General features: G+C 70.5%; 23 protein-coding genes, 2 tRNA genes and 2 pseudogenes. 16 read left to right on the top strand and 11 right to left on the bottom strand.

Annotation, left to right across the window (positions count from 1 at the left end):
* Positions 1–61: 61 nt before the first annotated feature.
* Complete coding sequence (gene tig, locus ASG73_RS09340; RefSeq protein ID WP_055993877.1) at positions 62–1429, bottom strand: trigger factor; 1368 nt, start codon at positions 1427–1429, stop codon at positions 62–64.
* A 165-nt stretch (positions 1430–1594) separates the two neighbouring features.
* Between tig and ASG73_RS09335 the strand changes: the two genes are divergently transcribed.
* Entirely contained in the window at positions 1595–2116 is a 522-nt protein-coding gene (locus ASG73_RS09335) for a hypothetical protein (protein ID WP_055993874.1), read from the top strand.
* Between the two features lie 9 nt (positions 2117–2125).
* Positions 2126–2941: a dienelactone hydrolase family protein gene (locus ASG73_RS09330; RefSeq protein WP_055993871.1), complete on the top strand. Its 816-nt coding sequence runs from the start codon at positions 2126–2128 to the stop codon at positions 2939–2941.
* A gap of 93 nt (positions 2942–3034) precedes the next feature.
* Here ASG73_RS09330 and ASG73_RS09325 read toward each other — a convergent pair.
* A tRNA-Pro gene (locus tag ASG73_RS09325) sits at positions 3035–3108 on the bottom strand.
* Positions 3109–3198: 90 nt separating this feature from the next.
* On the opposite strand from ASG73_RS09325, the gene ASG73_RS09320 reads away from it, so the two are divergent.
* The 5 genes from ASG73_RS09320 to ASG73_RS09300 all read left to right on the top strand — a co-directional run bounded on the left by ASG73_RS09320 (position 3199) and on the right by ASG73_RS09300 (position 7455).
* Positions 3199–3272: transfer RNA gene (locus ASG73_RS09320), tRNA-Gly, on the top strand.
* 142 nt (positions 3273–3414) lie between these two features.
* Complete coding sequence (gene efeU / locus ASG73_RS09315; RefSeq protein ID WP_055993866.1) at positions 3415–4269, top strand: iron uptake transporter permease EfeU; 855 nt, start codon at positions 3415–3417, stop codon at positions 4267–4269.
* Positions 4270–4310: 41 nt separating this feature from the next.
* Positions 4311–5474, top strand: a complete 1164-nt coding sequence (gene efeO / locus ASG73_RS09310) for an iron uptake system protein EfeO (protein WP_055993863.1) — start codon at positions 4311–4313, stop codon at positions 5472–5474.
* Entirely contained in the window at positions 5471–6757 is a 1287-nt protein-coding gene (gene efeB / locus ASG73_RS09305; RefSeq protein ID WP_268766356.1) for an iron uptake transporter deferrochelatase/peroxidase subunit, read from the top strand. Before efeO ends, efeB begins: the two co-directional genes overlap by 4 nt.
* A 122-nt stretch (positions 6758–6879) precedes the next feature.
* Entirely contained in the window at positions 6880–7455 is a 576-nt protein-coding gene (locus ASG73_RS09300; RefSeq protein ID WP_055993860.1) for an AMIN-like domain-containing (lipo)protein, read from the top strand.
* Between the two features lie 36 nt (positions 7456–7491).
* Here ASG73_RS09300 and trmB read toward each other — a convergent pair whose 3' ends face one another.
* From trmB to ASG73_RS09280, 4 genes are all read right to left on the bottom strand, one after another.
* Positions 7492–8214, bottom strand: a complete 723-nt coding sequence (trmB, locus tag ASG73_RS09295; protein WP_082567118.1) for a tRNA (guanine(46)-N(7))-methyltransferase TrmB — start codon at positions 8212–8214, stop codon at positions 7492–7494.
* A 32-nt stretch (positions 8215–8246) separates the two neighbouring features.
* Entirely contained in the window at positions 8247–9332 is a 1086-nt protein-coding gene (locus tag ASG73_RS09290) for a PP2C family protein-serine/threonine phosphatase (RefSeq protein ID WP_055993857.1), read from the bottom strand.
* 172 nt (positions 9333–9504) lie between these two features.
* A complete protein-coding gene (locus ASG73_RS09285; RefSeq protein ID WP_055993854.1) occupies positions 9505–9972 on the bottom strand; it encodes a ribose-5-phosphate isomerase in 468 nt (155 codons plus the stop codon).
* Positions 9973–9989: 17 nt separating this feature from the next.
* A complete protein-coding gene (locus tag ASG73_RS09280; RefSeq protein WP_055993851.1) occupies positions 9990–10595 on the bottom strand; it encodes a mycothiol-dependent nitroreductase Rv2466c family protein in 606 nt (201 codons plus the stop codon).
* Positions 10596–10667: 72 nt separating this feature from the next.
* Here ASG73_RS09280 and pepN point away from each other — a divergent pair, with 72 nt between their 5' ends.
* Together pepN and ASG73_RS09270 are read left to right on the top strand one after the other, a co-directional pair.
* Complete coding sequence (gene pepN, locus ASG73_RS09275) at positions 10668–13220, top strand: aminopeptidase N (RefSeq protein WP_055993848.1); 2553 nt, start codon at positions 10668–10670, stop codon at positions 13218–13220.
* Positions 13221–13374: 154 nt separating this feature from the next.
* Positions 13375–14307, top strand: a complete 933-nt coding sequence (locus ASG73_RS09270) for a mechanosensitive ion channel family protein (protein ID WP_055994524.1) — start codon at positions 13375–13377, stop codon at positions 14305–14307.
* Positions 14308–15221: 914 nt separating this feature from the next.
* Here ASG73_RS09270 and ASG73_RS18390 read toward each other — a convergent pair.
* Together ASG73_RS18390 and ASG73_RS18635 are read right to left on the bottom strand one after the other, a co-directional pair.
* Positions 15222–15752, bottom strand: a pseudogene (locus tag ASG73_RS18390) (DUF222 domain-containing protein); the annotation flags it as partial.
* Between the two features lies 1 nt (position 15753).
* Positions 15754–16111 (bottom strand): annotated as a pseudogene (locus ASG73_RS18635) (hypothetical protein); the annotation flags it as partial.
* A gap of 231 nt (positions 16112–16342) precedes the next feature.
* Here ASG73_RS18635 and ASG73_RS09255 point away from each other — a divergent pair.
* Genes ASG73_RS09255 through ASG73_RS09235 form a run of 5 tightly spaced genes read left to right on the top strand, consistent with a single transcriptional unit; the run spans position 16343 to position 20218 of the window.
* Positions 16343–16747: a globin gene (locus tag ASG73_RS09255; RefSeq protein ID WP_055993839.1), complete on the top strand. Its 405-nt coding sequence runs from the start codon at positions 16343–16345 to the stop codon at positions 16745–16747.
* A gap of 38 nt (positions 16748–16785) precedes the next feature.
* Complete coding sequence (locus ASG73_RS09250; protein WP_055994521.1) at positions 16786–18459, top strand: glycoside hydrolase family 13 protein; 1674 nt, start codon at positions 16786–16788, stop codon at positions 18457–18459.
* A gap of 1 nt (position 18460) precedes the next feature.
* Entirely contained in the window at positions 18461–19012 is a 552-nt protein-coding gene (locus ASG73_RS09245) for a dienelactone hydrolase family protein (protein WP_055993835.1), read from the top strand.
* Between the two features lie 39 nt (positions 19013–19051).
* Positions 19052–19396, top strand: coding sequence for a VOC family protein (locus tag ASG73_RS09240; RefSeq protein WP_055993832.1), 345 nt, complete (start codon positions 19052–19054; stop codon positions 19394–19396).
* 24 nt (positions 19397–19420) lie between these two features.
* Complete coding sequence (locus ASG73_RS09235; protein WP_055993829.1) at positions 19421–20218, top strand: glycerophosphodiester phosphodiesterase; 798 nt, start codon at positions 19421–19423, stop codon at positions 20216–20218.
* Here the strand turns inward: ASG73_RS09235 and ASG73_RS09230 are convergent.
* Genes ASG73_RS09230 through ASG73_RS09220 form a run of 3 tightly spaced genes read right to left on the bottom strand, consistent with a single transcriptional unit; the run spans position 20215 to position 22181 of the window.
* The gene (locus tag ASG73_RS09230) at positions 20215–21063 is read right to left on the bottom strand and encodes an inositol monophosphatase family protein (protein ID WP_442905362.1); all 849 of its coding nucleotides are present in this window, start codon (positions 21061–21063) and stop codon (positions 20215–20217) included. The genes ASG73_RS09235 and ASG73_RS09230 overlap by 4 nt on opposite strands.
* A 36-nt stretch (positions 21064–21099) precedes the next feature.
* On the bottom strand, positions 21100–21729 hold the full coding sequence (locus ASG73_RS09225) for a hypothetical protein (protein ID WP_055993826.1): 630 nt from the start codon (positions 21727–21729) through the stop codon (positions 21100–21102).
* Positions 21726–22181 (bottom strand): acyl-CoA thioesterase, encoded by a 456-nt coding sequence (locus ASG73_RS09220; protein ID WP_055993823.1) that lies wholly within the window; start codon positions 22179–22181, stop codon positions 21726–21728. Before ASG73_RS09220 ends, ASG73_RS09225 begins: the two co-directional genes overlap by 4 nt.
* A gap of 87 nt (positions 22182–22268) precedes the next feature.
* On the opposite strand from ASG73_RS09220, the gene ASG73_RS09215 reads away from it, so the two are divergent.
* Both ASG73_RS09215 and ASG73_RS09210 read left to right on the top strand, forming a co-directional pair.
* Complete coding sequence (locus tag ASG73_RS09215) at positions 22269–24386, top strand: RecQ family ATP-dependent DNA helicase (protein WP_055993820.1); 2118 nt, start codon at positions 22269–22271, stop codon at positions 24384–24386.
* Positions 24387–24479: 93 nt separating this feature from the next.
* Positions 24480–25454, top strand: a complete 975-nt coding sequence (locus tag ASG73_RS09210; RefSeq protein WP_055993817.1) for an acyl-CoA thioesterase — start codon at positions 24480–24482, stop codon at positions 25452–25454.
* The last annotated feature ends 37 nt before the right edge of the window (positions 25455–25491 follow it).

Below are 25491 nucleotides of genomic sequence, written 5' to 3'. Positions count from 1 at the left end.
TGACGAAGGGGGGTCACCGCCGGACCGGCGGTGACCCCCCTTCGTCGGGGTGGAGCGTGGCTCAGGCCTTCTCGTCCACGGTCTCGGTCGCGTCGGACTCGACGGTCTCGGGGGCCTCGTCGTCACCGGCGAGGTCCTCGACGTCACCGGAGGCGCGCTCGCCCTCGGGGACGATGTCGTCGAGGTCGATGGCGTTGCCGTCAGCGTCGACGATCTTGGCCTTGTCGAGGGCCGCGGCCAGCGCCTTGCGGCGGGCGACCTCGGCGACCATCGACTGGACCTGACCCTGCTGGTCGAGCAGCTGGGCGAACTGGTTGGGGTCCATCCCGTACTGCTGCGACTGCATGACGAGGTACTCGATGAGCTCGGGCTGGCCGACCTCGACCTCTTCGGTCTCGGCGAGAGCGTCGAGGAGGAACTGCGTCTTGAGCGTGGAGCGGGTCGACTCGTCCACCTCGGCGCGGTGGGTCTCGTCCTCGAGGCGGTCCTCCTGCTCCAGGTGCTGGTGGATCTCGGCCTCGACGATGCCCTCGGGCAGCGGGATCTCGGTGTTGTCGAGCAGGTGGGCCAGGACCTTGTCGCGGGCCTGGATGCCCTGCTCGAACTTCTTGGCCTGCTCGGCCTGCTTGGTCAGGTCGGCACGCAGCTCGTCGGCGGTGTCGAACTCGCTGGCCATCTGGGCGAAGTCGTCGTCGACCTCGGGCAACTCGCGGACCTTGACCGACTGGACGGTCACGGTGCAGTCGGCGGACTGGCCGGCCTGGTCGCCACCGGCGAGAGGAGCGGAGAACTCCTTGGTCTCGCCCTGGGTCATGCCGACGAGGGCCTCGTCGATGCCCTCGAGCATGTTGCCCGAGCCGACCTCGTAGGAGACGCCCTCGACGGAGTCGACGGGCTCGCCGTCGAGCTCGGCCTTGAGGTCGATGGACACGAAGTCACCGGTCTCGACGGCACGCTCGACACCGACGAGGGTGCCGAAGCGCTCCCGCAGCTCGGTCAGCTTGTCGTCGACGTCAGCGTCGGTGACCTCGAGGTTGTCGACCTGGATCTCCAGACCGTCGTAGTCCGGGAGGGTGATCTCGGGACGCACGTCGACCTCGACGGTGAACTTCAGCGCCTCGCCATCGGTCATCGGGACATCGGTGACGTCGACCTCGGGCTGACCGATCGGGCTGACACCGGTCTCCTCGACGGCCTTGCCGAAGAACTCGGGGAGGGCCTCGTTGACGGCCTCCTGGATCACGGCGCCCTTGCCGACGCGCTGCTCGATGATGCGAGCGGGCACATGGCCGGCGCGGAAACCGGGCACCTGGATCTGGGACCCGATGGTCTTCAAGGCCGCGTCGACGTGCGGCTGGAGCTCCTCGCTCGGGACCTCGACGGTCAGCTTGACCCGGGTCGGGCTGAGGTTCTCTACGGCACTCTTCACTGCAGGCACTCCACACGATCTGGACGACGAAGGGGATTGGGCGCAGGCCCTCGAGCCGTCGTGAAGACGGTCGGGCGCGCACGCACCGTCCCGGCGGACCGGGACACGAAGAGTCACTGTATCCGTTGGCACCCTCGGGGACGAATGCGCGGCTAGGTTGACGGCATGAGCACCCCGGCAGCCAGCCCGTCCGAGAGCCTTCAGGCGCAGCGCATCCTGGCCATGTCCGTCATCGGGATGGTGCCGATCCTCGGGGTCGTCTCCGCCCTGGTCTTCGACCTGCACGAGTACCCCTCCCCCCTCCTGGCGGGCGGGCTCTTCCTGCTCAATGTCGCGGCCTTCGGCCTGGCCGAGGTCATCGGGTACAAGACCCCGGCCATCGCGCCGGGCACCGAGCCCGATGCCGCGCAGCGCCAGTCGGTGACGGCCATGCAGCAGTCGATGATCCTGCGCTTCGCCGTCACCGAGGCCCCTGCGATCCTCGCCTTCGCGGGCGCCGCGGTGACCGGCTCCGCGTGGGTCTACCTCGTCGGTGGCTTCTGGGCGCTGCTGTCGATGGTCTGGCACGTGTGGCCCTCACGGCGTATCGCGGCCAAGCTCGAGCGCAGCCTGGAGCGCGACGGCGGCCGCGCCCATCTCACCGAGCTCTTCGGTGGCGTGTCCTCCCCCGGCTACCAGCAGTACTGAGAGGTCGACGTGAGCGACGACCTGCTCGACGACTTCACGTCCGAGTCCTTCCGGCATGGCGGCACCGACCACCAGATCCTGAGGTCGGGCTCCGGACCGGCCGTCCTGGTCATCGCGGAGTTCCCCGGCGTCACCCCAGCGGTCGCCGGCTTCGCCCGACGAGTGCGCGCCCTCGGATGCACCGTGGTCCTGCCGGTGCTCTTCGGGACGGCCGGCCGTGACCTCCACCCGGACGCCCACGGACGCCTCGGGGCGATCACCGCCGCCGCCCGCGCGATCGGGCAGGTCTGCGTCAGTCGCGAGTTCGCTCTCTTCGCCGTCGGGCGGACCTCACCGGTCATCCCGTGGCTGCGCGCGCTGGCCCGGCACGAGCACGAGCGCTGCGGCGGGCCCGGCATCGGCGTCGTCGGCATGTGCCTGACCGGTGGCTTCGCCCTCGCCATGGCGACCGACGATGTCGTGGTCGCCCCCGTGCTGTCCCAGCCCTCCCTCCCCCTCGCGATCGGCCGACGAAGGGAGGCCGTCACCGACATCTCCGAGGAGGACCTCGCCGTCGTCGAGCAGCGTTGCGCCGCAGGCCTGCAGGTGCTGGGGCTGCGCTTCCGCAGCGACAAGGTCTGCCCCGACGCCCGCTTCGAGGGGCTGCGCCGACGGCTGGGTGATGCCTTCGTGGCGATCGAGCTCGACGACGACGCGGCCAACCCCGAGGGCATCGGGGCGCCCCACTCGGTGCTCACCGAGCACCTCGTCGATCGCGCCGGCTCGCCGACCCGGGCCGCGCTGGACGAGGTCCTGGACCTCTTCAGCGTCCGCCTCCTGGCCTGAGGCCGCGGCCTCGCGGATCATTCCCTGGTCGGGGCTGAGGTCACGGACGTCGGCCTGCCATCCGATCGACCACCCAGCGGGTCGAACATCGTGTCGGGGTAGCCGGATTCGAACCGACGACCTTCCGCTCCCAAAGCGGACGCGCTACCAACCTGCGCCATACCCCGCGTGCCCCGATTGTGATCGAGTCACGAGCGGGGTCTAGGCTAGCCCCTGCTCAACCGCCCGCTGGCACAGGCCAGTTGGTGGGCGAGCGCGCGGGCGTAGCTCAATGGTAGAGCCCCAGTCTTCCAAACTGGCTACGCGGGTTCGATTCCCGTCGCCCGCTCCACTGTCCTGAGTCGCGACATCGTTGACACGGTGTCGCGACTCAGGACTTTTTTTGTGGGTTCGCGCGGGTCCACAGTCCTGAGTCGCGAGACATCCATCGACACTTAGGTGAGGCTGCCCAAAGTAGGAGTACATTCCTCAGTGTGCTCGCCAACTACCTCATCGGTCTGCGCGAAGGCCTCGAAGCGGCCCTCGTCGTGAGCATCCTCGTCGCCTACCTCGTCAAGAGCGAGCGTCGTCACCTGCTCCCCCGCATCTGGACCGGCGTCGGTGTGGCCATCGCGATCAGCCTCGCCTTCGGTGCGCTGCTCACCTTCGGGCCCCGCGGCCTGACCTTCGAGGCTCAGGAGCTCATCGGCGGCACCCTGTCGATCATCGCCGTCGGCTTCGTCACCTGGATGGTCTTCTGGATGGCACGCACCGCGCGGGGCCTCGGCGGCGAGCTGCGCGGCCGCATCGACGCGGCAGCCGAAGGGAGCGCCTGGGGCCTGGTCGTCGTCGCCGTCCTCGCCGTCGGCCGCGAGGGGCTGGAGACCGCCCTCTTCCTCTGGGCCACCTCACGCGCAGTGAGCGGTGACGGAGGCTCGACGTGGACTCCCGTACTGGGCGCCACCCTCGGGCTGGCCACCGCGGTCGTCCTCGGCTGGCTCATCTACCGAGGCGCGATCTCGATCAACCTGTCGACCTTCTTCACGTGGACCGGAGCCTTCCTCGTGCTCGTCGCTGCGGGCGTCCTCGCCTACGGCATCCACGACCTGCAGGAGGCGCGCTTCCTGCCGGGGCTGAACACCCTCGCCTTCGACGTCTCGCACGTCATCGACCCGACGTCCTGGTACGCCACCCTGCTCAAGGGCATCTTCAACTTCACACCGCGGACCACGCTGCTGCAGGCGGTCGCCTGGGTCGCCTACGTCGTCCCGGTCCTCACCCTCTTCATCCGCGGCAGCCGCCTGCGGACCCAACCCACCGCTCCCCGCCAGACCATCGCGTCGGCGTGAGCACCCCCCTTCGCCCGATCCGCCACACACCAAGGACCCCGATGAACCTGCGACACCTCGCCACCGCCGCCAGCCTCGCCCTGCTCGTACCCGCGATGGCCGCGTGCACGAGCAACTCCCCCAGCACGGGAGCCGACGGCAGTGACGGGACGGTCACCGTCACCTCCACCGACGACGCCTGCGAGGTCTCGAGCACCGAGGTCCCTGCGGGTCCGGTGACCTTCACGGTCACCAACTCCGGGAGCAAGGTCACGGAGTTCTACCTCTTGGGCGAGGACGGGCTGCGCATCGTCGGCGAGGTGGAGAACATCGGGCCCCAGCTCTCCCGGGACCTCGTCGTCAACGTGCCCGCCGGGTCCTACTCGACGGCCTGCAAGCCCGGCATGAAGGGCGAGGGCATCCGCGCCGACTTCACCGTCGCGAAGTCCGACACCCCCGTCGACGCCGGCGACCAGGCCAGCGTCGAGCAGGCCCAGACCAACTACGCCGCGTACGTCAAGGACCAGTCCGACCAGCTGCTCACCAAGACCACGAAGTTCGTCCAGCTCTACGAGGCCGGCAAGGACGAGGAGGCCCGCGACCTCTACGCCAAGGCCCGGGTGCACTGGGAGCGGATCGAGACCGTCGCCGAGTCCTTCGGCGACCTCGACCCCAAGATGGACGCCCGCGAGGCCGACCTCGAGCCCGGGCAGAAGTGGACCGGCTGGCACCGCATCGAGAAGGACCTGTGGCCGCAGGAGGCCAAGGACTACACCGCGCTCACCGACACGGAGCGCAAGACCTACGGCCAGGACCTGCTGAAGAACACCACGACCCTGGACACGCGCATCCAGAAGATGACCTTCACCATCGACCAGATCGCCAACGGCTCCCGCGGCCTGCTCGAGGAGGTCGCCACGGGCAAGGTCACCGGCGAGGAGGAGATCTGGTCGCACACCGACCTGTGGGACTTCCAGGCCAATGTCGACGGCGCCAAGGTCGGCTACGACGGCGTGCGACCGATCCTCGTGGCCAAGGGCGACAAGGAGCTGGCCACGCAGCTCGACACCCGCTTCGCCGCGCTGCAGAAGCTGCTCGACCAGCACAAGGAGGGCGACGGCTTCGTCTCCTACACCGACCTGACCAAGGACGAGGTCAAGGCCCTCTCCGACGCGGTCAACGCGCTGTCCGAGCCCCTGTCCAAGCTGACGGCGGCGGTCGTGTGACCGAGGACGAGACCAGCGAGAGCACCTCCTTCGGCCCGTCGCGACGCGCGATGATCGGGACCGGGGCGGTGGCCTCGGCCATCGGCATCGCCGGTGGATTCACCGCCGGTCGGGCCACGGCTGCCGAACCGACGAAGGGGGCGCCCCCCTCCCCCTTCGCGCTGCGTGGTGCCCACCAGCCGGGGATCACGACGCCGGTCCAGGACCGGCTGCACTTCGCGGCCTTCGACGTCACCACGACATCGCGGGCACGGCTGATCTCCCTGCTGAAGGAGTGGACCCTCGCCGCCGAGCGGCTCATGGACGGCGGACCGGCCGGACCGATCGGGCCCGTGGAGGGCGACTACCGACTGCCGCCGGACGACACCGGCGAGGCCATCGGCCTGCCTCCGTCACGGTTGACGATCACCTTCGGGTTCGGCCCCGGACTGTTCGCCGACGAGGAGGGCAAGGACCGCTTCGGCCTGGGGGGCCGTCAGCCCGACGTCCTCAAGGACCTGCCGCACTTCCCCGGCGACCAGCTCGACCAGGCCCGCAGCCGGGGTGACCTGTGCATCCAGGCCTGCGCCGACGACCCCCAGGTGGCGGTCCACGCCATCCGCAACCTCGCGCGCATCGGCTTCGGCACGGTGTCGGTGCGGTGGTCCCAGCTGGGCTTCGGCCGCACCTCCAGCACCACAGCGGGCCAGGCCACCCCGCGCAACCTCTTCGGCTTCAAGGACGGCACCAAGAACATCTTGGTGGAGGAGGCGAAGGCACTGGACGAGCACGTCTGGGTCCAGCCCGACGACCACGGTGGCGACTGGCTCGCCGGCGGGTCCTACCTCGCCGTGCGCCGGATCAACATGGTCATCGAGACCTGGGACCGGCAGGGGCTCGGCGAGCAGGAGTCGCTCATCGGCCGCACCAAGGACAGCGGCGCCCCCCTGTCCGGAGGGCAGGAGCACGACGACCCGGACTTCGCGATGCCCGGGCGGGGCGGACCGGTCGTGCCCAAGGACTCGCACGTCGCCGTCGTCCACCCCGACCACAACCACGGAGCGCGCATCCTGCGCCGCGGCTACAACTTCGTGGACGGGTCGACCGACCTCGGGACGCTGGACGCTGGTCTGTTCTTCCTCGCCTACGTGCGCGACCCGGCCACGCAGTTCATCCCGATGCAGAACGCCATGGCCAAGAACGACGCCATGATGGAGTACCTGAAGTTCACCGGGTCCGCCCTCTTCGCCGTCCCCCCGGGAGCCGGCGAGGGCGAGTACATCGGCCAGGCCCTCTTCACCTGAGACGAGCTGCACTCGACCGCCGAACGACGCAACCCGGGTCCCCCTTCGCGCGTCTGAACCCGTGAGATGTGAAACAGGTCACATCGCATCGGGCGCAGGCCCGGCACGGAGGGAACGACATCATGAAGACCAATCGGATCTGGGGACGGGCCGGCATCGGTACCGTCGCTGCTGCCGGGGCCCTGCTGCTCGGCGCACCGGCCGCGGCACCGGCCGCCACGGCCACGCCCTACTGCGGGATCACGTGGGGGTCCACGCCTGACTACACCAGCTCGGGCTACAGCTCGGGACACCTCGAGAACGTGAGGTCGGGTCGCCACGCGTGCTTCGACCGGCTCGTCCTCGACGTCGACGACGCGACGCACGGGCTCAAGTACGACGTGCGGTACGTCAGCACCGTCCGTCAGGACGGCAGCGGCATCGCCGTGCCCCTGCGAGGAGCCGCCGATGTGCAGATCATCGTGCGGGTCCCCGCCTACGACTCCGCGGGTCGGGCCACCTACCGGCCGGCCAACAGTCGAGAGCTCACCAACACCGCGGGCTACGCAACCTTCCGCCAGGTGGCGTGGGCGGGCAGCTTCGAGGGTCAGAGCACGATCGGTCTGGGCGTGCGTGCCCGGCTGCCGATGCGCGCCTTCGCACTCGCCGGCCCCGGAGACCACTCACGCCTCGTCATCGACGTCGCGCACCGGTGGTGAGCACCGCCGTCGGTCGGGAGTGTCACGAGGTCGGGGTCAGGCCTTCTCGGTGACCCGGAACTCGTGGATCTCTCGACCGACGGCCTTGCCCTTGTCCTCGAAGCCGGCGCTCGGACGCCACGCGGGCCGCTCGCCCTCCACCACCGCGACGCGCGGGTGCTGGGCCAGCTGACTGCGCACGTGGCCCGCATAGGCCGCGTGGTCGGTCGCGATGAGCAGGTGGCCGCCGGGACGCAACCGCTCCAGGAGCATGTCGAGGGTGTCCTGCTGGACGAAGCGCCGCTTGGCGTGCTTGACCTTGGGCCACGGGTCGGGGAAGAAGAGGTGGACCGCCTCGAGCTGGTCCGGTCCGACGCACTCGAGGAGGTACTCGATGGCATCGCCGCGGTGGGTGCGCAGGTTGTCCAGACCCTGTCCCTCGGCCTTGGCCATCAGGGTGGCGACTCCCGGCACGTGCACCTCCGCGGCGATGATGCCGTGATCCGGGTGCTCGCGCGCGTAGGCGATGGCGGACTCCCCGTAGCCGGAACCGATCTCGAGGACGACCGGCACGTCGGAGCCGAAGAGCGCTGCGGGGTCCAGTCGGGTCGTCGGCACGCCGTAGCGGGGCAGCAACCGCTCCATCAGCTCGTCGACACGAGGAGAGTTGCGCCAGCGCGGGGTGAAGGTGCGCACGGTCGCCCGGTGACGGCGACCGTCAGCGGTCAGGGGGGTGTCGTTCAGGGGCTGCTTGTGCGGGTCAGGCTCGGAGGTGCTCACGGCCGACAGGATACGGCGACCCTGCTCGTGCCTCAGTCGCGCCAGATGAGGACGGCCGCGCGATCGTCCCCGTCACCGGCTCGTCCGCCGGCCACCAGGCGCTTGACCAACCCGGAGAAACCCTGCGAGACGCGGGACTCGGCCTCCCCGAGCATCCAGTCGATCCCGTCGTCGAGGTCACGGGCTCGGGACTCGATGATGCCGTCCGTGTAGATGAGCAGCGCATCGCCGCGGTGCAGCACCGTGCGAGCCGTGGGGTAGGCGGCGCCGGCGACGAAGCCGAGGGCGGGGCCACGGACCTCGTCCAGAGCCGACCAGCGACCGCAGCCCGCGTCGTAGTGCATGGCCGGCGGGTGACCGGCCGAGGAGACGGCGGCCTCCCCCGTGGTCATGTCGAGGCAGACGTGGACCGCGGTGGCGAAGCCCTCGTCCCAGCCGTCGCGCTCGAGGAAGTCGTTGGCCATCGGGAGCACCTGCTCCGGCTCGGTCGACCCGATGACGCCACCGATCGCCCCGGCCAGCACGAGCGCGCGGGTGCCCGCCTCCTGCCCCTTGCCGCTGACATCGGCGAGCACCATCTCGAGGGTGCGGCCGCAGCGACTGCGGGAGGTGACGTTGAAGTCCCCGGCGAAGGCATTGCCGTGGGCCGTGGCGAAGGACCGCTCCGCGTGCCACCCGGTCGGCAGTGTCGGGATCTCACCCATCTTGAGCAGCCGGGTGCGCAGGTCGCCCAGCATCCGGTTGCCCGCGAAGGCTGCGGCACCGTGTCGGGCGCGCGAGGCCGCCAGCGCGTACATGAGCCCCATCGAGACCAGGAGCGGCAGCTGCCGGGCGATCCCGTCGCTCGAGGTCAGCGCGACAAAGGCCACATAGGACAGGACGAGCCCGAAGACGACCCACACCTCGCGGATGGGGCACAGCATGGTCACCACGAGGCACGGAGGGATGAGCGCCACGAGCGGGACGCTCAGGGGCCACGCGTGGTGGGCGGAGGTGATGGCGACAGTGGCCACGAGCACGATGACCAGGAGAGGCAGGCCCTCGACGACGGGAAGGGTCCGCGGCAACCAGCGTCGCTCGGCCCACGAGGGGAACCGGCTGGGCAGGATGGCTGACAAGCTCGATCTCCCCGGTCCGTCGTCACCGTCACCGTGTGGTGACGTAGCCGCACCATAAGCACCAATTCGCCCGTGGGGGAAGGGTTGTAACGAAAGAGAGACCCGCCGTACTCCCTCACGGCGGGTCTCTCGGTGGTATTGATCCGGCTTTTGGTTACTTGCCGGTACCCGCTCAGGGCAGCGGCGGGACCGTACCGTCCGCCTCGAAGGCGCTGACCATGTCGATCCGGCGCTGGTGACGCTCCTCGCCGGTGAAGTCGGTGGCGAGGAAGACCCGCACCATCTCCTTGGACTCCTCGACGGGCTGCATGCGTCCGCCCATGGACAGGACCTGGGCGTCGTTGTGCTCGCGGGCAAGCTTGGCCAGATCAGCGTTGTAGCACAGGGCTGCTCGGATCCCGGCGACCTTGTTGGCCGCCATCTGCTCGCCGTTGCCGGACCCTCCGAGGACGATGCCGCGGCTACCCGGGTCGGCCGCGACCGCCTGGGCGGTGCGGATGACGAAGACCGGGTAGTCGTCGACGGCGTCGTACTCGAAGGGGCCATGGTCGGTGACCTCGTGGCCCTCGTCGGCGAGGAAGGTCAGCAGCTCCTGGTGGAGCTCGAAGGCGGCGTGGTCGCCACCGATGTGGACGCGCATGTGGTCTGTGCTCTCTCTCAGTCGAAGATCGGGTCGCGGGTGCGAGTGCGCTTGAGCTCGAAGAATCCGTCCGTGCCGGCGACGAGGACGCAGCCGTCGAAGAGGCGACCGGCGGCCTCCCCCTTCGGGGCCGGGGAGACGACGGGACCGAAGAAGGCGATGCCCTCCACGGAGATCACGGGGGTACCCACGTCGTCGCCGACGAGATCGATGGCTCGGTCGTGGCTCTCACGCAGGAAGGCGTCGTGCTCGTCGGTGTCCGTTGCCTCGATGAGCTCGGCCGGCAGGCCGGCCTCGGCGAGCGCGGCCGCGGTCACGGCGCGGAAGTCCTTCTCGCCCTCCAGGTGGATGCGCGTACCGATCGCGTCGTAGAGCGGCTTGGTGACCTCGTCACCGTGTGCCTTGCGCGCCGCGGCGATGACCCGCACGGGGGTCCAGCCGCGCTGCATCAGATCGAGGTACTCGTCGGGGAGGTCCCGCCCTTCGTTGAGGACGGACAGGCTCATCTGCGACCAGGTGACCTCGATGTCGCGGACCTTCTCGACCTCCATCAGCCAGCGGCTGGTCATCCAGGCCCAGGGGCACAGCGGGTCGAACCACATCTCAACGGGAGTAGACGTCATGGCCCAATCGTCTCAGACGTGTCCGTGGGCTGTGACAGAGTGACGAAAACGTCTATCGCGAAGGAGCACCACGTGCCCGGCAAGAACCTCACCCGTGAGGAGGCCGCCGCGAGGGCGGCCGTCGTCACCGTCGACAGCCACGAGATCACCCTGGACCTGACGACGTCGGAGACGACCTTCGCGACGACCAGCACCATCCACTTCGCGGCGAAGGGGGGAAGCGCCACGTTCGTCGACTTCATCGGTGAGTCCGTGGAGTCCGTCGAGCTCAACGGCACCGAGCTCGATGCCGCGGCGATCTTCGCCGACCACCGCATCCAGCTCGACGGACTCGCCGACGACAACACGGTGACCATCCGCGCGACGGGTCGGTACATGAACACCGGCGAGGGCCTGCACCGCTTCGTCGACCCGGTCGACGGCGAGGTCTACCTCTACACGCAGTTCGAGGTGCCCGACAGCCGCCGGATGTACCCGGTCTTCGAGCAGCCAGACCTCAAGGCGAGCTTCACCCTGACCGTCACCGCGCCCGCGCACTGGCAGGTCATCGGCAACTCCCCCACTCCGGAGCCCACACCGGTCGAGGGCACCGATGCTGCGGCGACCTGGGCCTTCGCCCCCACCGAGCGGATGAGCAGCTACATCACCGCGCTCGTGGCCGGTCCGTACGACGTCGTGCGCGACTCCCTGACCTCGCGGGACAAGGAGGTGCCCCTGGGCATCTTCTGCCGGAAGTCGCTGACGCAGTACCTCGACGCCGACAACCTCTTCGCCCTCACCAAGGCGGGCTTCGCCTTCTTCGAGGAGGAGTTCGACCGCGCGTACCCCTTCACCAAGTACGACCAGGTCTTCACGCCGGAGTACAACATGGGCGCGATGGAGAATGCCGGGTGCGTGACCTTCCACGAGATGTACGTCTTCCGCTCCAAGGTGCCCGATGCGCTCGTCGAGCGCCGCGCCCTCACCGTGCTGCACGAGCTGGCGCACATGTGGTTCGGCAACCTCGTGACGATGAAGTGGTGGAACGACCTGTGGCTCAACGAGTCCTTCGCCGAGTGGGCCTCGACCACCTGCCAGGCCGAGGCCACCGAGTGGGCCGACGCCTGGACGACCTTCTGCACGCACGAGAAGGCCTGGGCCTACCGTCAGGACCAGCTCAGCTCGACCCACCCGATCGTCGCGCCGATCCGTGACCTGGCCGACGTCGAGGTCAACTTCGACGGCATCACCTATGCCAAGGGCGCCTCCGTCATCAAGCAGCTCGTGGCCTATGTCGGCCGGGAGCCCTTCCGTGACGGGCTGCGCGCCTACTTCGCCAAGCACGCATGGGGCAACACGACCCTCGACGACCTGCTCGACGAGCTCGAGGCGACCTCGGGTCGCGACCTGCGCGCCTGGTCCACGCTGTGGCTCGAGACGGCCGGGGTCAACACCCTGCGCCCGCTGGTCGAGGTCGATGACCGCGGTCACTACGTCGACGCCGTCATCGAGCAGACCTTCGCCGAGGGCTTCGAGACGCTGCGTCCGCACCGTCTCGCGGTCGGTCTCTACGACCTTGTGGACGGCACGCTGCAGCGTCGTGAGCGCATCGAGGTCGACGTCGATGGCGAGCACACTCCCCTGCCGCAGCTCGTGGGTCAGCGTCAGCCCGATCTGCTGCTGCTCAACGACGACGACCTGGGCTACGCCAAGCTGCGTCTCGACGAGCGTTCCCTCGCAACGCTGCTGGCTCACCCAACGGCCTTCGCCGAGTCCCTGCCGGCGTCGCTGGCACTCGCCTCCGCATGGGACATGACTCGCGACGGCGAGATGGCCGCCCGCGCCTATGTCGAGCTGGTCCTGCCGGTGCTCGACGGGCTCTCCGACTCGGTGCTGCTGCGCTCGCTCATCGGTCAGATCTCGACCGCGGTGCTCACCTATGGTGCTCCTGCTCACCGCGAGCAGGTCCGTCAGCAGGTCGTGACGCACCTCTCCGAGCTGGCCCGCGCGGCGGCCCCGGGCAGCGACGCCCAGCTGCAGCTCGTCACCGGCCACGCCGGCCTGATCGCCCCCGGCGACGACGTGTCCCTGGTGGCCGGCCTGCTCGACGGCAGTGCCTCCCTCGAGGGCCTGGCCGTCGACACCGACATGCGCTGGACACTGCTCACCGGCCTGGCAGCAGCCGGTGAGGTCGACGCGGGCGCCGTTGCCGCAGAGGCGAAGGGGGACAACACCGCCACTGGTCGAGAGCGCGCCGCCCGCGCTGCCGCGAGCATCCCCACGCCGGAGGCCAAGGAGGCCGCCTGGCAGGCGGGGGTCGTCTCCACCGAGACGCCCAACTCGGTCGTCGACGCACACGGGCTGGGCTTCGGCCGGACGAGCGACCCGGCGCTGCTCACCCCCTTCGTCCAGCGGTACCACGACGTCCTCGAGGAGGTGTGGTCCTCACGGACGCACGCCATCGCCGAGGGCATCGTCATCGGCTTCTACCCGATGGCTCTGGCCGGACCCGACCTGCTCGCCGCGACCCAGACCTGGCTCGACGAGCACGAGCAGGCCCCGGCGGGTCTGCGGCGCACCGTCGCCGAGAGCCGGGACGCCGTCGCGCGTGCAGTTGCCGCTCAGGAGCGTGACGCGCAGGCCTGATCACGGACGGCACGACGGAGGGTGGGCGGCACGGCTGCCCACCCTCCGTCACGTCGGGGCCCTGCGCACCGTGGCGGGGCAGAGTGCCGGCCGCGCCTCGTCCCCCGCCCGACCGGTCACGCCAGCCGAGTGCGCCGACGGTAGCGTTGCGGCGATGACTTCCTTCTTGAACCAGCTCGGTGCGGCGGCCGTCGACCTGACGTGGGAGTCCGCGGCGGACTGGCTCCTGGGTGCGCCGCTGAAGATCCTCGTCACCATCGTCCTGGCCGTCGTGGCCAGGTGGCTCGCGCACCGGGCGATCACCAAGGCCGTCGAGGCCTCGATCGCCCGCAGCGAGGCCTCTCGGGAGAAGCGTGACCACAAGCGCGTCCAGGGCAAGCCCTCGCTCGTCGCCAGCGAGCGGTACCGGCAGCGCACCCTGACGATGGGCTCGCTGCTGCGCAGCATCGCGACGATCGTCATCGCGACCGTCTCGACGCTGACGGTGCTGGCGCTGCTCGGGATCCCGCTGGCACCGCTGCTGGCATCCGCCGGGGTCGGCGGTGTCGCGCTCGGGTTCGGTGCCCAGGCGCTCGTGCGCGACTACCTCTCGGGGATCTTCATGATCCTCGAGGACCAGTACGGCGTGGGCGACTTCATCGACACCGGTGAGGCCGTCGGCACCGTCGAAGAGGTCACGCTGCGGGTCACCCGGCTGCGCGACCTCGACGGAGTCGTCTGGTATGTGCGCAATGGCGAGATCATCCGGATCGGCAACCGCAGCCAGGGCTGGTCCACAGTGATGGTGGACCTGCCCTTCTCGTACAAGGAGGACGTCGACCGAGTCATCGGGATCATCACCGCCGCCGTCTCCCGCATGAAGGACGACGGGCACTGGAGCGAGGTATTGCGCGAGACGCCTTCGGTGCTCGGCGTCGAGACGATCACGGCCGGCACGGTGACGGTGCGTGTCTTCGCCACGTGCACCCCCAACGAGAACTGGGGCATCCAGCGCGAGATCCGGCGCCGGGTGAAGGAGGCCTTCGACCGCGAGGGCATCGCCGGGCCGCCGCTTGCGGTGGGTGGCACCGGGCAACACCAGATCTGACGACACAGATCACGCTGCGTCGATCAGACCCTCGAAGTGCACCTCGATCGGTGACCTCGTGGTGTCGAATGGACGCCGGCGCTCCCGGGCGGGTGCGGGTGCGGGTGCGGGTGGACGTCCATGCCCCAGCAACGGTGGTGCGGTGCAGGTGTACTCGTTGCCGGTCGGTGTCGTGAGGGTGACTTCGTGGGGGCCGCCGCCGGGATCCAGGCCGGTCGAGGTGACCTCTGCTCGCCAACCGGGCGCTTCCTTGACCAGGTTGTGTCCCTGACACCCACCCAACGCATTGGCCGCCGAGGTCCCACCCCCAGCAGCGTGCGGGCTGACGTGGTCGATGTCGCGGATCGGCGCGTCGCAGAACGGCACCCGGCACGTCGCGTCACGCAACTCGACCAACTGGCGCAGCACCCCGCTGAACAGCCGCCGCTTCGAGTCCATCGCGACCAGGTCGCTCCCACCAGGTGCAGTCCACAACCGGCGCAACCACGTCGGCATCGCACAGACGCAGCAGATGCTCACGAGCCATCGCGCCGGGCATCGCACCCCAGCCCGGGACCTCGACCTCGTCCCGGTCACCAGCAACGTCAGCATCGGTAGAGTCGCCGGTCGTGCCGTTGCGGAAGAACACCGAGCCAGCATCGTCGTCGGGGCCTTCACCGGTGCGCACGATCGCTTCCTCACGCATCACCAGAGCCACCTCGACCGGCTGCACCTGACCTTCGGACCGACCAGACATCAGCTCCAAGGCGGTGTCGACCATCCACGCCCCACGCCCCCGCTCGTCCGCCGCCCGTGCCGCATCCACGGCCGGGTCACCGGTGGCGACGTAGCGGGACTGCTCGGCCTTCTTCAACGCCGCAAACGCACCGACCACATCCTGCAACGGGCCCAGCACGCTCAACCACGCCATCCCNCGCCCCCGCTCGTCCGCCGCACGCGCCGCATCAACCTGAGGGTCACCGGTGGCGACGTAGCGGGACTGCTCGGCCTTCTTCAACGCCGCAAACGCACCGACCACATCCTGCAACGGGCCCAGCACGCTCAACCACGCCATCCCATCCGCCGCCGGCCGCACACTCACATTCCTGGACGCGACCGCCTTACGACGCCGACGCACCAACGCCTCCGCATCCAGATCCGCACTCGCCCGATGAGCCGCCGCAGCCAGCTCCCGATCCCCCACCGACGTCAAGCACCCAGAAAGTCGCCGGTCGGCCTCGACCCGATCCTCGTGCGACAAGCACGCAGTCTCACGGGCCACGATCGTCGCCCGCCACTCACTCAACTCACCGCTGGTCAACGCCGCCATCGTGTGCGGCAGATCGTGCACCAGCGCCCTCGCCAACCCCACATGCCGATCCGCCTGACCCGGCGCGCACCGCCGCGCCAACGCCAGCTCCGCCCGCGCACCCCGACGACGACACGACGCCTCACGCGCCGAGACCNTCGCCAACCCCACATGCCGATCCGCCTGACCCGGCGCGCACCGCCGCGCCAACGCCAGCTCCGCCCGCGCACCCCGACGACGACACGACGCCTCACGCGCCGAGACCACCCCATCCACACGATCACGAGCGACCTGCTCGTCACGACCCTCGACAAACACCGCGGTCGCGCGAGCCTGCAACGCCGCAGCCGCCCCCTTCGTCGCCTCGCACACCGTGACGACCTCCAGCAGCTCGGCCTCCGACAACCCCTCCGCGCGAGCCGAACTCAATGCCTCCAAGGCAGCAGCCAGGCGATCAGGCAGCGCGCCACCGACCACAGACTCACCCGCCGTGCTGGTCGTCCCCTGATCGGTCATCGCGCCCCCCTTCGCTGCTTTCAAAATTAGTACATGTGTTCGAATGAATCAAGAGGGGGTGGGGACAACTTCTCCGCCGCCCCACCACCCCTGCTGTCGCCTCAAGACCACCCTGCCACCCACCGCCGACAACGGATCCCGGACCCGAGGTTGGCCAACCCTGCCGACTCCCACCTCGACCACCGTCGGGCCGCCGGCAGGTCGACGAGAACGCCTGCCAGACTGGCCGACATGTTTGCGCAGCCCGGTGAGACCTTCTACGAGCAGGTGGGTGGGCACGAGACCTTCGTGCGCCTCGTCCACGCCTTCTACGAGGGGGTGGCGACGGACCCGACCCTGCGCGCCCTGTACCCGGAGGAGGACCTCGGCGCTGCCGAGATCCGACTGCGGATGTTCCTCGAGCAGTACTTCGGGGGCCCCGGCACCTACAGCCAGGAGCGGGGCCACCCCCGTCTGCGGATGCGGCACGTCAACTACGCGGTGACACCCGACCAGCGCGACCGGTGGATGCAGCACATGCTGGCCGCCATGGACTCGCTCGACCTGCCGGAGTCCCACGACGCCGCGATGCGCGACTACTTCGTCCGCGCCGCGGACATGCTGGTCAACGCCGACGACGACGGGAACCGGCTGTGAGGGAGCGCGCCACGACCAGCCAGCCCACCCCCTTCGCCATGCGCCAGCTCCACCCGGCGAGCTCCGCGGGCGTCCCGTGGTGGCGCGATGCCGTGATCTACCAGATCTACCCACGGTCCTGGGCCGACGCCGACGGCGACGGCATCGGTGACCTGCCCGGCATCACCTCGCGGCTGGAGCACCTGCGCGACCTCGGCGTCGACGCCGTGTGGCTCTCCCCCTTCTACCGATCACCGCAGCGCGACGCCGGCTACGACGTCTCGGACCATCGCGACGTCGACCCGCTCTTCGGCACGCTCGCCGACGCCGACGCGCTCATCGGGCGGGCCCACGAGCTGGCCTTGAGGATCATCGTCGACATCGTCCCCAACCACAGCTCGTCGGACCACCCGTGGTTCCAGGAGGCGCTGGCCGCCGGACCCGGCAGTCCCGAGCGCGAGCGCTACGTGTTTCGCGACGGTCTCGGCGAGGACGGGTCGCAGCCGCCGACGGACTGGCTGGCCAACTTCGGTGGCGGCGCGTGGACCCGCATCACCGAGCCCGACGGCACACCGGGCCAGTGGTACCTGCACCTCTTCGACCCCACGCAGCCGGACCTCAACTGGGACAACAGCGAGGTGCGCGCCGACTTCGAGACGACGCTGCGCTTCTGGCTCGACCGCGGGGTCGACGGCTTCCGCGTCGACGTCGCCCACGGGCTGGTCAAGGACCCGACCTTCCCGAGCTTCGACAAGCACCCCGGCGGGCTCATGGAGGTCACCCACGCGGCGCCCTACTGGGACCAGGACGGTGTCCACGAGATCTATCGCAGCTGGCGGACGCTGCTCGACTCCTACGGCGCACCCGAGCGGATCATGTGCGCCGAGGCGTGGGTGGCGCCGGCCGACCGGCTGGCGCGCTACGTGCGCGAGGACGAGTACCACCAGGCCTTCAACTTCGACTTCCTCGAGACGCCGTGGCAGGCCGAGCCGCTGCGTGCGGTCATCGAACGCTCCCTGGCGTCCAACGACTCCGTCGGCGCACCCGCGACCTGGGTGCTGAGCAACCACGACGTGCTGCGCCACGCTAGCCGCTTCGGGCTTCCCGTCGGCGCACCGCGCCCCAACGGCATCGGCGCCGGCGACCCCCAGCCCGATGCCGAGCTCGGCCTGCGACGCGCCCGCGCGGCCACGACGCTGATGCTCGCGCTGCCCGGCGGCGCCTACGTCTACCAGGGCGAGGAGCTCGGGCTGCCCGAGCACACCAGCCTGCCGGCCGACGCCCGTCAGGACCCGACCTTCGCCCGGACCGGCGGCGCCGAGCTCGGTCGCGACGGCTGCCGCGTCCCCATCGCCTGGACGAAGGGGGGCGCCTCCCTCGGATTCAACGACACCGGCGCAGCGTGGCTGCCCCAGCCGACGTCCTACGCCGACCTCGCGGTCGACGTGCAGACCGGGGTCGAGGGCTCGACCCTCGAGCTCTACCGGTCACTCCTCGCCCTCCGTCGGGAGCGCCGTCTCGGCCTCGCCGCCCTGGCGGAGGTCGACGGGCTGGGCGAGGGCGTGCTCGGCTACCTCGCGACGGCTCCGGACGGCACGCGGACCCTGGTGGTCGCCAACCTGTCCTCGACGCCGAGCGCTCTGCCCGCGGGCGCGCAGGTGCTCGTTGCGTCGGGTGAGCTCGTCGACGGCCAGGTCCCGGCCGACACCTGCGTGTGGGCGCAGGTCGACTGACATGGCGACGATCCTGCTGCTCCACTCGGCGCTCGGGCTGCGGCCGGGCGTGCACTCCTTCGCCGAGCTGCTGCGCGGGCGTGGCCACGAGGTGGAGGTCCCCGACTTCTACGAGGGGCATGTCTTCGACGGCGAGCGCGAGGGCATCGCCCACCGCGACGCACACCCCGAGTACTTCGAGACCGTGCGCGAGCTCGCGGCCACGATGCCGCCGGAGACCGTGCTCGCCGGCTTCTCCCTCGGCGCCTTCTTCGCGCAGCGGCTGGCCGCGCGACGACCCCGAGCGGGCGCCGCGATCCTGCTGCACTCGGTGGCAGCGCCCCGGCACGAGTGGTCCGGCGTGCCCGTCCAGGTGCACCGTCACGAGGACGACCCGTGGATCGCGCCGCCCGACGTGACGACCCTGGGGGCAGCGGTGGAGGCGAGCGGGGCCCCCTTCGAGGACCACGTCACACCCGGCCGTGGGCACCTCTTCACCGACCCGGACCTGCCGGGGTACGACGCTGCGGTGACGGCGGCGACGGTGGAGCGGATCGACGCCTTCCTGCGCTGACGGACGTCCGTTGTCGGGGTCGCGCCCTAGTGTCGATGCATGAGCCTGACACTCGGCATGATCACGACAGACACGACCGACGCCACTGCCCTCGCCACCTGGTGGGCGAGGCAGACCGACGGCACCATCACCCAGGACAACGACGGTTGGTTCGTGGTCGTCGAGCTGCCCCATGGGCCGATGCTCGCCTTCCAGAAGGTCGACGAACCCACCTCCGGCAAGAACCGGCTGCACCTCGACCTGGGGACCGCGGACCTCGACGGCGCGACCCGGCTGCTGCTGGCGGGCGGAGCCAGTCACGTCGCCGACCACGAAAGCGCGGGCTTCCGCTGGGTGACGCTCGCGGACCCCGACGGCAACGAGTTCTGCATCGCGCAGCACTGACCTTGGTCGCCTAGGTTGGTGCCCGTGAGAGCAGCCTCGGACTTCGCCTACTTCGCCGACGCCACCCCCATCGGGCTCGCCCACCGGGGCGGGTCGACCTTCGAGCCCAATGTCGGGCGGGAAAACACCGTCGCCGCCTTCCAGCAGGCCGTCGACATGGGCTACCGCTACCTGGAGACGGACGTGCACTCGACGGCGGACGGCCGGCTCGTCGCCTTCCACGACGACGTGCTCGACCGCGTCACCGATGCGAAGGGAGCGCTCGCCGACCTGCCGTGGGAGGCGGTCGCAGCCGCGCGCATCCACGGACTCGACGCGGTGCCGCTCATGGACGAGCTCTTCGAGACCTTCCCCGACGCGCGCTTCAACATCGACGTCAAGTCCCCCAGTGCCATCGAGCCGCTCGTCGCGGCGATCCGCCGCCACGACGCCATCGACCGCGTATGCATCGGCTCCTTCAGCGACGCCCGGCTACGCTCGGTCCGTCGGGCGCTCGGACCGGACCTCGCGACCTCGGCGGGGCCGCGTGACGTCGCAACGACGCGATTGCTCCCGAGCGTGCTGCACCGGCTGCTGCGTTCCCCCTCGCAGGCGCTGCAGATCCCGATCCGGCAGCAGGTCGGGCCGGTGCCCGTCACTCTCGTGACCCGCCGCCTCGTCGCCGCTGCCCACCGCGTGGGCAAGCACGTGCACGTCTGGACCATCGACGAAGCGCAGGAGATGCACCGGCTGCTCGACCTCGGGGTCGACGGCATCGTCACCGACCGGATCGACACCCTGCGGGACGTGCTCGCGGAGCGGGGTCACCCCCTTCGTCCCTAGCCGCGTGGCTCGCCCTGGCCGCGTGGCTCACCCTGGCCGCGCGGCTCGCCCTGGCCGCGCAGGGCAGCGATGACCTGCTCGACCGCGGTGGGGCGCCCCGCCACGCTCCAGGTGTGACCGTGCGCCTCGACCTGCTCGGCACGACCACCGACGGCGGTGACCAGGGCCGCGCCGGGCAGCCAGTCCCACTCCGGAACCGACTGCTGGGCCCACACCCCGACGCGCCCACCGGCGACGGCCGCCAGATCGCACGAGCCGGAGCCGAACATGCGCACCGTCGCTGCTCCAGCGATCGCCGCGAGCCACGGCTCGCGCAGCGTGTCCACGTGCAGGACCCCGGGGTGGAGGTAGGTGGCCATGGCCACCTCCGCCAGCGGGAGGTCGGCCAGCTCCTCGAGCGGTCGTCCGTTGAGGCTCGTCGGCAGGTCTCGACCGCCCACCCAGGCCTCGTCGACGGCGGGCTGGTGGACCGCCCCGAGCGCCACCCCTTCGCCATCTCGCAGGGCAAGCGCGCTGCACCACGTACCGAGCCCGGCGAGGAAGTTGTAGGTCCCGTCGACCGGGTCGATGACCCAGGTGCGGCCGGATCGGGACCGCACGGCAGCGCCCTCCTCGCCGACGATCCCGTCGTCGGGGCGCAACCGGGCGAGGGCCCCCGCCACGAGGTCCTCGGCGGCGTGGTCGGCGGCGGTGACCACGTCGGAGATGGACGTCTTGGACTCCCCCGAGAGTCCCTCGGCCCGCATGCGGGAGGCCAGCTCGGCTGCCCGCCTGGTCAGCTCGAGAGCCAGTCTCGCGTCGTCGATGTCGGTGGGCAGGTCGGCACAGTGATCGTCCACGAGCACCACACTATGGGTGCGATCGACCGCGACGAAGGGGGGTCAGCGCGCCAGGACGAAGCCGCCCTCGGTCGCCACCCGGGTCCAAGGACCGATCGTGTGGACGCTCGCCTGCGCGTCTGGGGCCGGCCGCAAGAAACCGAGGGCATGCAGCCCGAAGGCCGTGCCGGCCGGGACCGGCGGGACCGTCTGCGTCATCCGGCCCCACACCCGCGAGCGCAGGTCCGCGACCGCGGCCGCACCGGACCCTTCGGGAGCGCCCTGGGCGACCTCGGCGATGCCGGCCCGGGCGACCTCGGCGAGGTCGGTGTCGGAGACCCGCCCCACGGGCTCCCAGCCGGAACGCGGCGGGCTGAGAGCACGCCAGGTGGGCTGGGAGGTCACCGGCGGCTGCTCGATGTCGGTGCCACCGCGGGCGAGCCGGTCGGTGATCGTCGAGATCGGGGTCGTCGTGTCGAGGTGGGCGGCCTCGGCCAGGGCAAAGGTCCGCAGACCCAGGACGAGCCCGTTGCTGCCGAGCCCGCGACCGGGGACCACGCAGGTCCACACGGCCAGCACGTTGCCGACCGCCTGGAGGCGGACATCGCCCGCCTCGTCCAGACGCTTGGCCCGTGTGAGGTAGGTCGTCAGGTCCGCGGCGCTCTCCCCGTCGGCGAGACGGAGGGAGGTCATCGCCGACGCCGCATGGCGACGGGGGCGTCGAGCAGCGCCGTGAGCGCGGCGCGCTCGTCCTCGCTGAGGGAGCGAGGACGTTGGGCGGCGAGGTCGAAGGCCACCATGGTGGACTCGGCGCGTGCATAGAGGGCGTCCTCGTCGCGGATCTCGTAGCCCATGTCCCAGCTGGCGCCCCCGAGATGGGTCACCCACATCTCGATCGCGACCGGCTCGGGTCGGTAGGCGAGCTGCTCGAGGAACTCGATCTCCTGCCGGGCCAGCAGCACACCGGAACGGAGCATCGAGTCGCCACCGCTGGCGTGGAACCACTCGCTGAAGGCACGGATGCGTGCCTCCTCGAGCAACCGGTGGTACTGCACGTTGTTGACGTGGCCGTAGGCGTCCATGTCGCCCCAGCGCAGGACCACCTCCGCCGTGAACCTGGTCTGGGGAGGGGGCTGGCTCGTCATGTCCACATCCTCCCACCGCCGCTCCCGGCTCTCCCCAACCCTCCCGGCTGCCGGTGGCCGTCAGACCCCTCGCCTACGGTGGAGCGCATGACCTCCTCCCCCACCACGGCCCTGACCGACGACGCCACCGCGGTCCTGCGGCGCCTCGTCGGGCGCGACGACGTCACCTTCCGCGACGGCCAGCTCGAGGCCATCGAGGCGCTCGTCGGCGGCGGCCGGCGCGTGCTCGTCGTCCAGCGCACCGGGTGGGGCAAGTCAGCGGTCTACTTCGTCGCCTCCCAGCTGCAACGGGCGAAGGGAGCGGGTCCCTCGCTGATCGTCTCGCCCCTGCTCGCGCTCATGCGCGACCAGATCGCAGCGGCCGAGCGCGCGGGGGTGCGGGCGGTGTCGATGAACTCCTCCAACGCGCAGGAGTGGGACGACGTCCGGGGCCGGCTCGCCCGCGATGAGGTCGACGTGCTGCTCGTCAGTCCCGAGCGGCTCAACAACCCTCGATTCCGCGCGGAGCAGCTGCCCGACCTCACCCGGCGCTGCGGTCTGCTCGTCGTCGACGAGGCGCACTGCGTCAGCGACTGGGGGCACGACTTCCGCCCTGACTACCGCCGGATCAAGGACCTGCTAGGCGAGCTGCCGCAGGGCACCCCTGTGCTCGCGACGACGGCGACCGCCAACGAGCGCGTGGTCCTCGATGTCGAGGAGCAGCTGGCCGCAGGCACGCAGGACGAGGTGCTCACGGTGCGTGGGCAGCTCGCCCGCGACAGCCTGCGGCTCGGGGTGCTCCCCCGCGCTGGGATGGACCGCCACCTGGCCTGGCTGGCCACGCACCTCGGCCAGCTGGAGGGGAGCGGGATCGTGTACACGCTGACCGTCAGCGGCGCCGAGGACGTCGCGGCGGCCCTGCAGTCGGCCGGCTACGAGGTCGCCGCCTACACCGGTCGCTCCGACACCGAGGAGCGCGCCGCCATGGAGGAGGCCCTGCGCCACAACAAGGTCAAGGCCCTCATCGCGACCAGCGCGTTGGGCATGGGCTTCGACAAGCCGGACCTCGGCTTCGTCGTGCACCTGGGTGCGCCCTCCTCGCCGGTCGCCTACTACCAGCAGGTCGGTCGTGCCGGCCGCGCCACCGAGCGCGCCGATGTCGTCCTGCTGCCCGGCCACGACGACGTGTCCATCTGGAAGCACTTCGCCTCCGCATCGATGCCCCGCGAGGACCAGGCGGCGGCGGTGCTGACGGCTCTCGCCGAGGCGGGCAAGGCCCTCTCGACCGCAGCGCTGGAGACGATCGTCGACATCCGACGCACGCGCCTGGAGCTGCTGCTCAAGGTGCTCGACGTCGACGGCGCGGTCCAGCGCGTGAGCGGTGGCTGGCTCAGCACCGGCCAGCCGTGGGTCTACGACGCCGAGCGATACGAGCGTGTGGCCTCGGCCCGCGAGGCCGAGCAGCAGCACATGCTCGACTACATCACCACCGACGGGTGCCGGATGGCCTTCCTCCAGCGCACCCTCGACGACCCGAGCGCGCACGACTGCGGCCGCTGTGACCGCTGTGCCGGTCCGTGGATCGACGCGGACGTGCCAGAGGACGCGTTGGGGTCGGCCAGATCGACCCTCGATCGCGCTGGCGTGGACCTCGACCCCCGGGCCCAGTACCCCACGGGCATGGGCCGGCTGGGCGTCGACGTCAAGGGCAAGATCCCTGCCGGAGAGGCGATGTCGCAGGGACGCGGGCTCGCCCGCCTGACCGACCTGGGGTGGGGTCCGCGCGTCCGCGAGCTGCTCGCCACCGATCAGCCGGTCCCGGAGTCGACGATCCGCGCCTGCGTGCGGGTGCTCGCCGAGTGGGGCTGGCAGACGCGGCCCGTCGGCATCGTCACCATCCCGTCGCGCTCCCACCCGACGCTGATCGGCTCGCTCGCCGAGCAGCTCGGCCAGATCGGGCGCCTGCCCGTGCTCGGTTCGCTCGACCTGGTCGACGGCGGCCCGATCGGCGAGCCGGGCGGCAACTCCGCCTACCGCCTGTCGGGTGTGTGGGAACGCCTCGTCGTCGGTCCCGAGCTCGCCGCCACCCTGGGTGACCTGCGTGGGCCGGTCCTGCTCGTCGACGACATCGCCCACTCGCGATGGACTCTCACCGTGGCTGCCCGCGCCCTGCGGCGCGCCGGGGTCGAGGAGGTCCTCCCCTTCGTCCTGGGGCTGGACGGCTGACCCGCGACCCCCGGCCAGTCGGTGGAACGGGTCTCACAAGCACACCCGTCTCTCGCCTAGAGTCACGTCGTTGACCACACGACGAGGAGCCCCATGACCGCCGAGTCCATCGAGCAGGCCCAGCGCATCGCGCTCAGCACCGCCTTGGCCACTCTCGATCTCGAAGACGTCGGGCACGCCACCATCCGGGTCGAGGGACCAGAAGGTGTGGGCGAGCTCGGCGCGAGCGCCGCCGACGTCTTCGAGGGCGAGAGCATCGCCATGCCGCACGGCCGGGTCTTCGGCGGCCAGGTCCTCGCGCAGGCGCTCGTCGCTGCCGGACGCACCGTCCTGCCCGAGATGCCGCACCGCATGCCGCACTCCCTGCACGCCTACTTCATGCGCCCGGGTGATTCGAGCCTGCCGATCCGCTTCGCCGTCGAGCGGATGCGCGACGGCCGATCCTTCTCCACGCGTCGGGTCCACGCCCTGCAGCACGGGCGTCCCATCCTGTCGATGACCGCGTCCTTCCAGGACCCGTCTGACGGCCTGGACCACCACCTGGCGATGCCCGATGTCCCCTACCCCGAGAACCTTGGCTCCGTGTCCGACAAGTACGCCGGCATCGACCACCCACGAGCCCAGTACATCGCGAGCCGGCCGGTCGACCACCGCTATGTCGACGGCGACATCATGGTCGTCCCCGCGCCCGAGCTCGACGGACACCAGCGCGTGTGGTTCCGCACGGTGGCCCAGCTACCTCATGACCAGCTGACCCGGTGCGCCGTCCTCGCCTTCGCCTCCGACTACAGCCCCATCGACACGATGCTGCGCGCCCACGGCCTGACGTGGGCCCAGCCCGGCCTGACCGCGGCGACCATCGATCACACCATCTGGTTCCACCGTCCCGTCGACCCCGGCGCCTGGCTGCTCTACGACCAGGAGTCCCCGTCGACCCGGTCGGGGCGTGGGCTGATGATCGGCAAGGTCTTCGACGAGGAGGGTGCCCTCGTCGCCACGATCGCCCAAGAGGCGATGGTGCGGATCAAGCAGCGGGACACCGCCACCGGGGGCACCTCCTCCACATAGGTCGGGTGTCACGAGGCGGATTGCGGGATGCCGTTGG

Origin of the sequence: Janibacter sp. Soil728 (assembly GCF_001428305.1) — a bacterium.
Classification (GTDB): domain Bacteria; phylum Actinomycetota; class Actinomycetes; order Actinomycetales; family Dermatophilaceae; genus Janibacter.
This window is presented reverse-complemented; position numbering and strand designations above follow the sequence as displayed.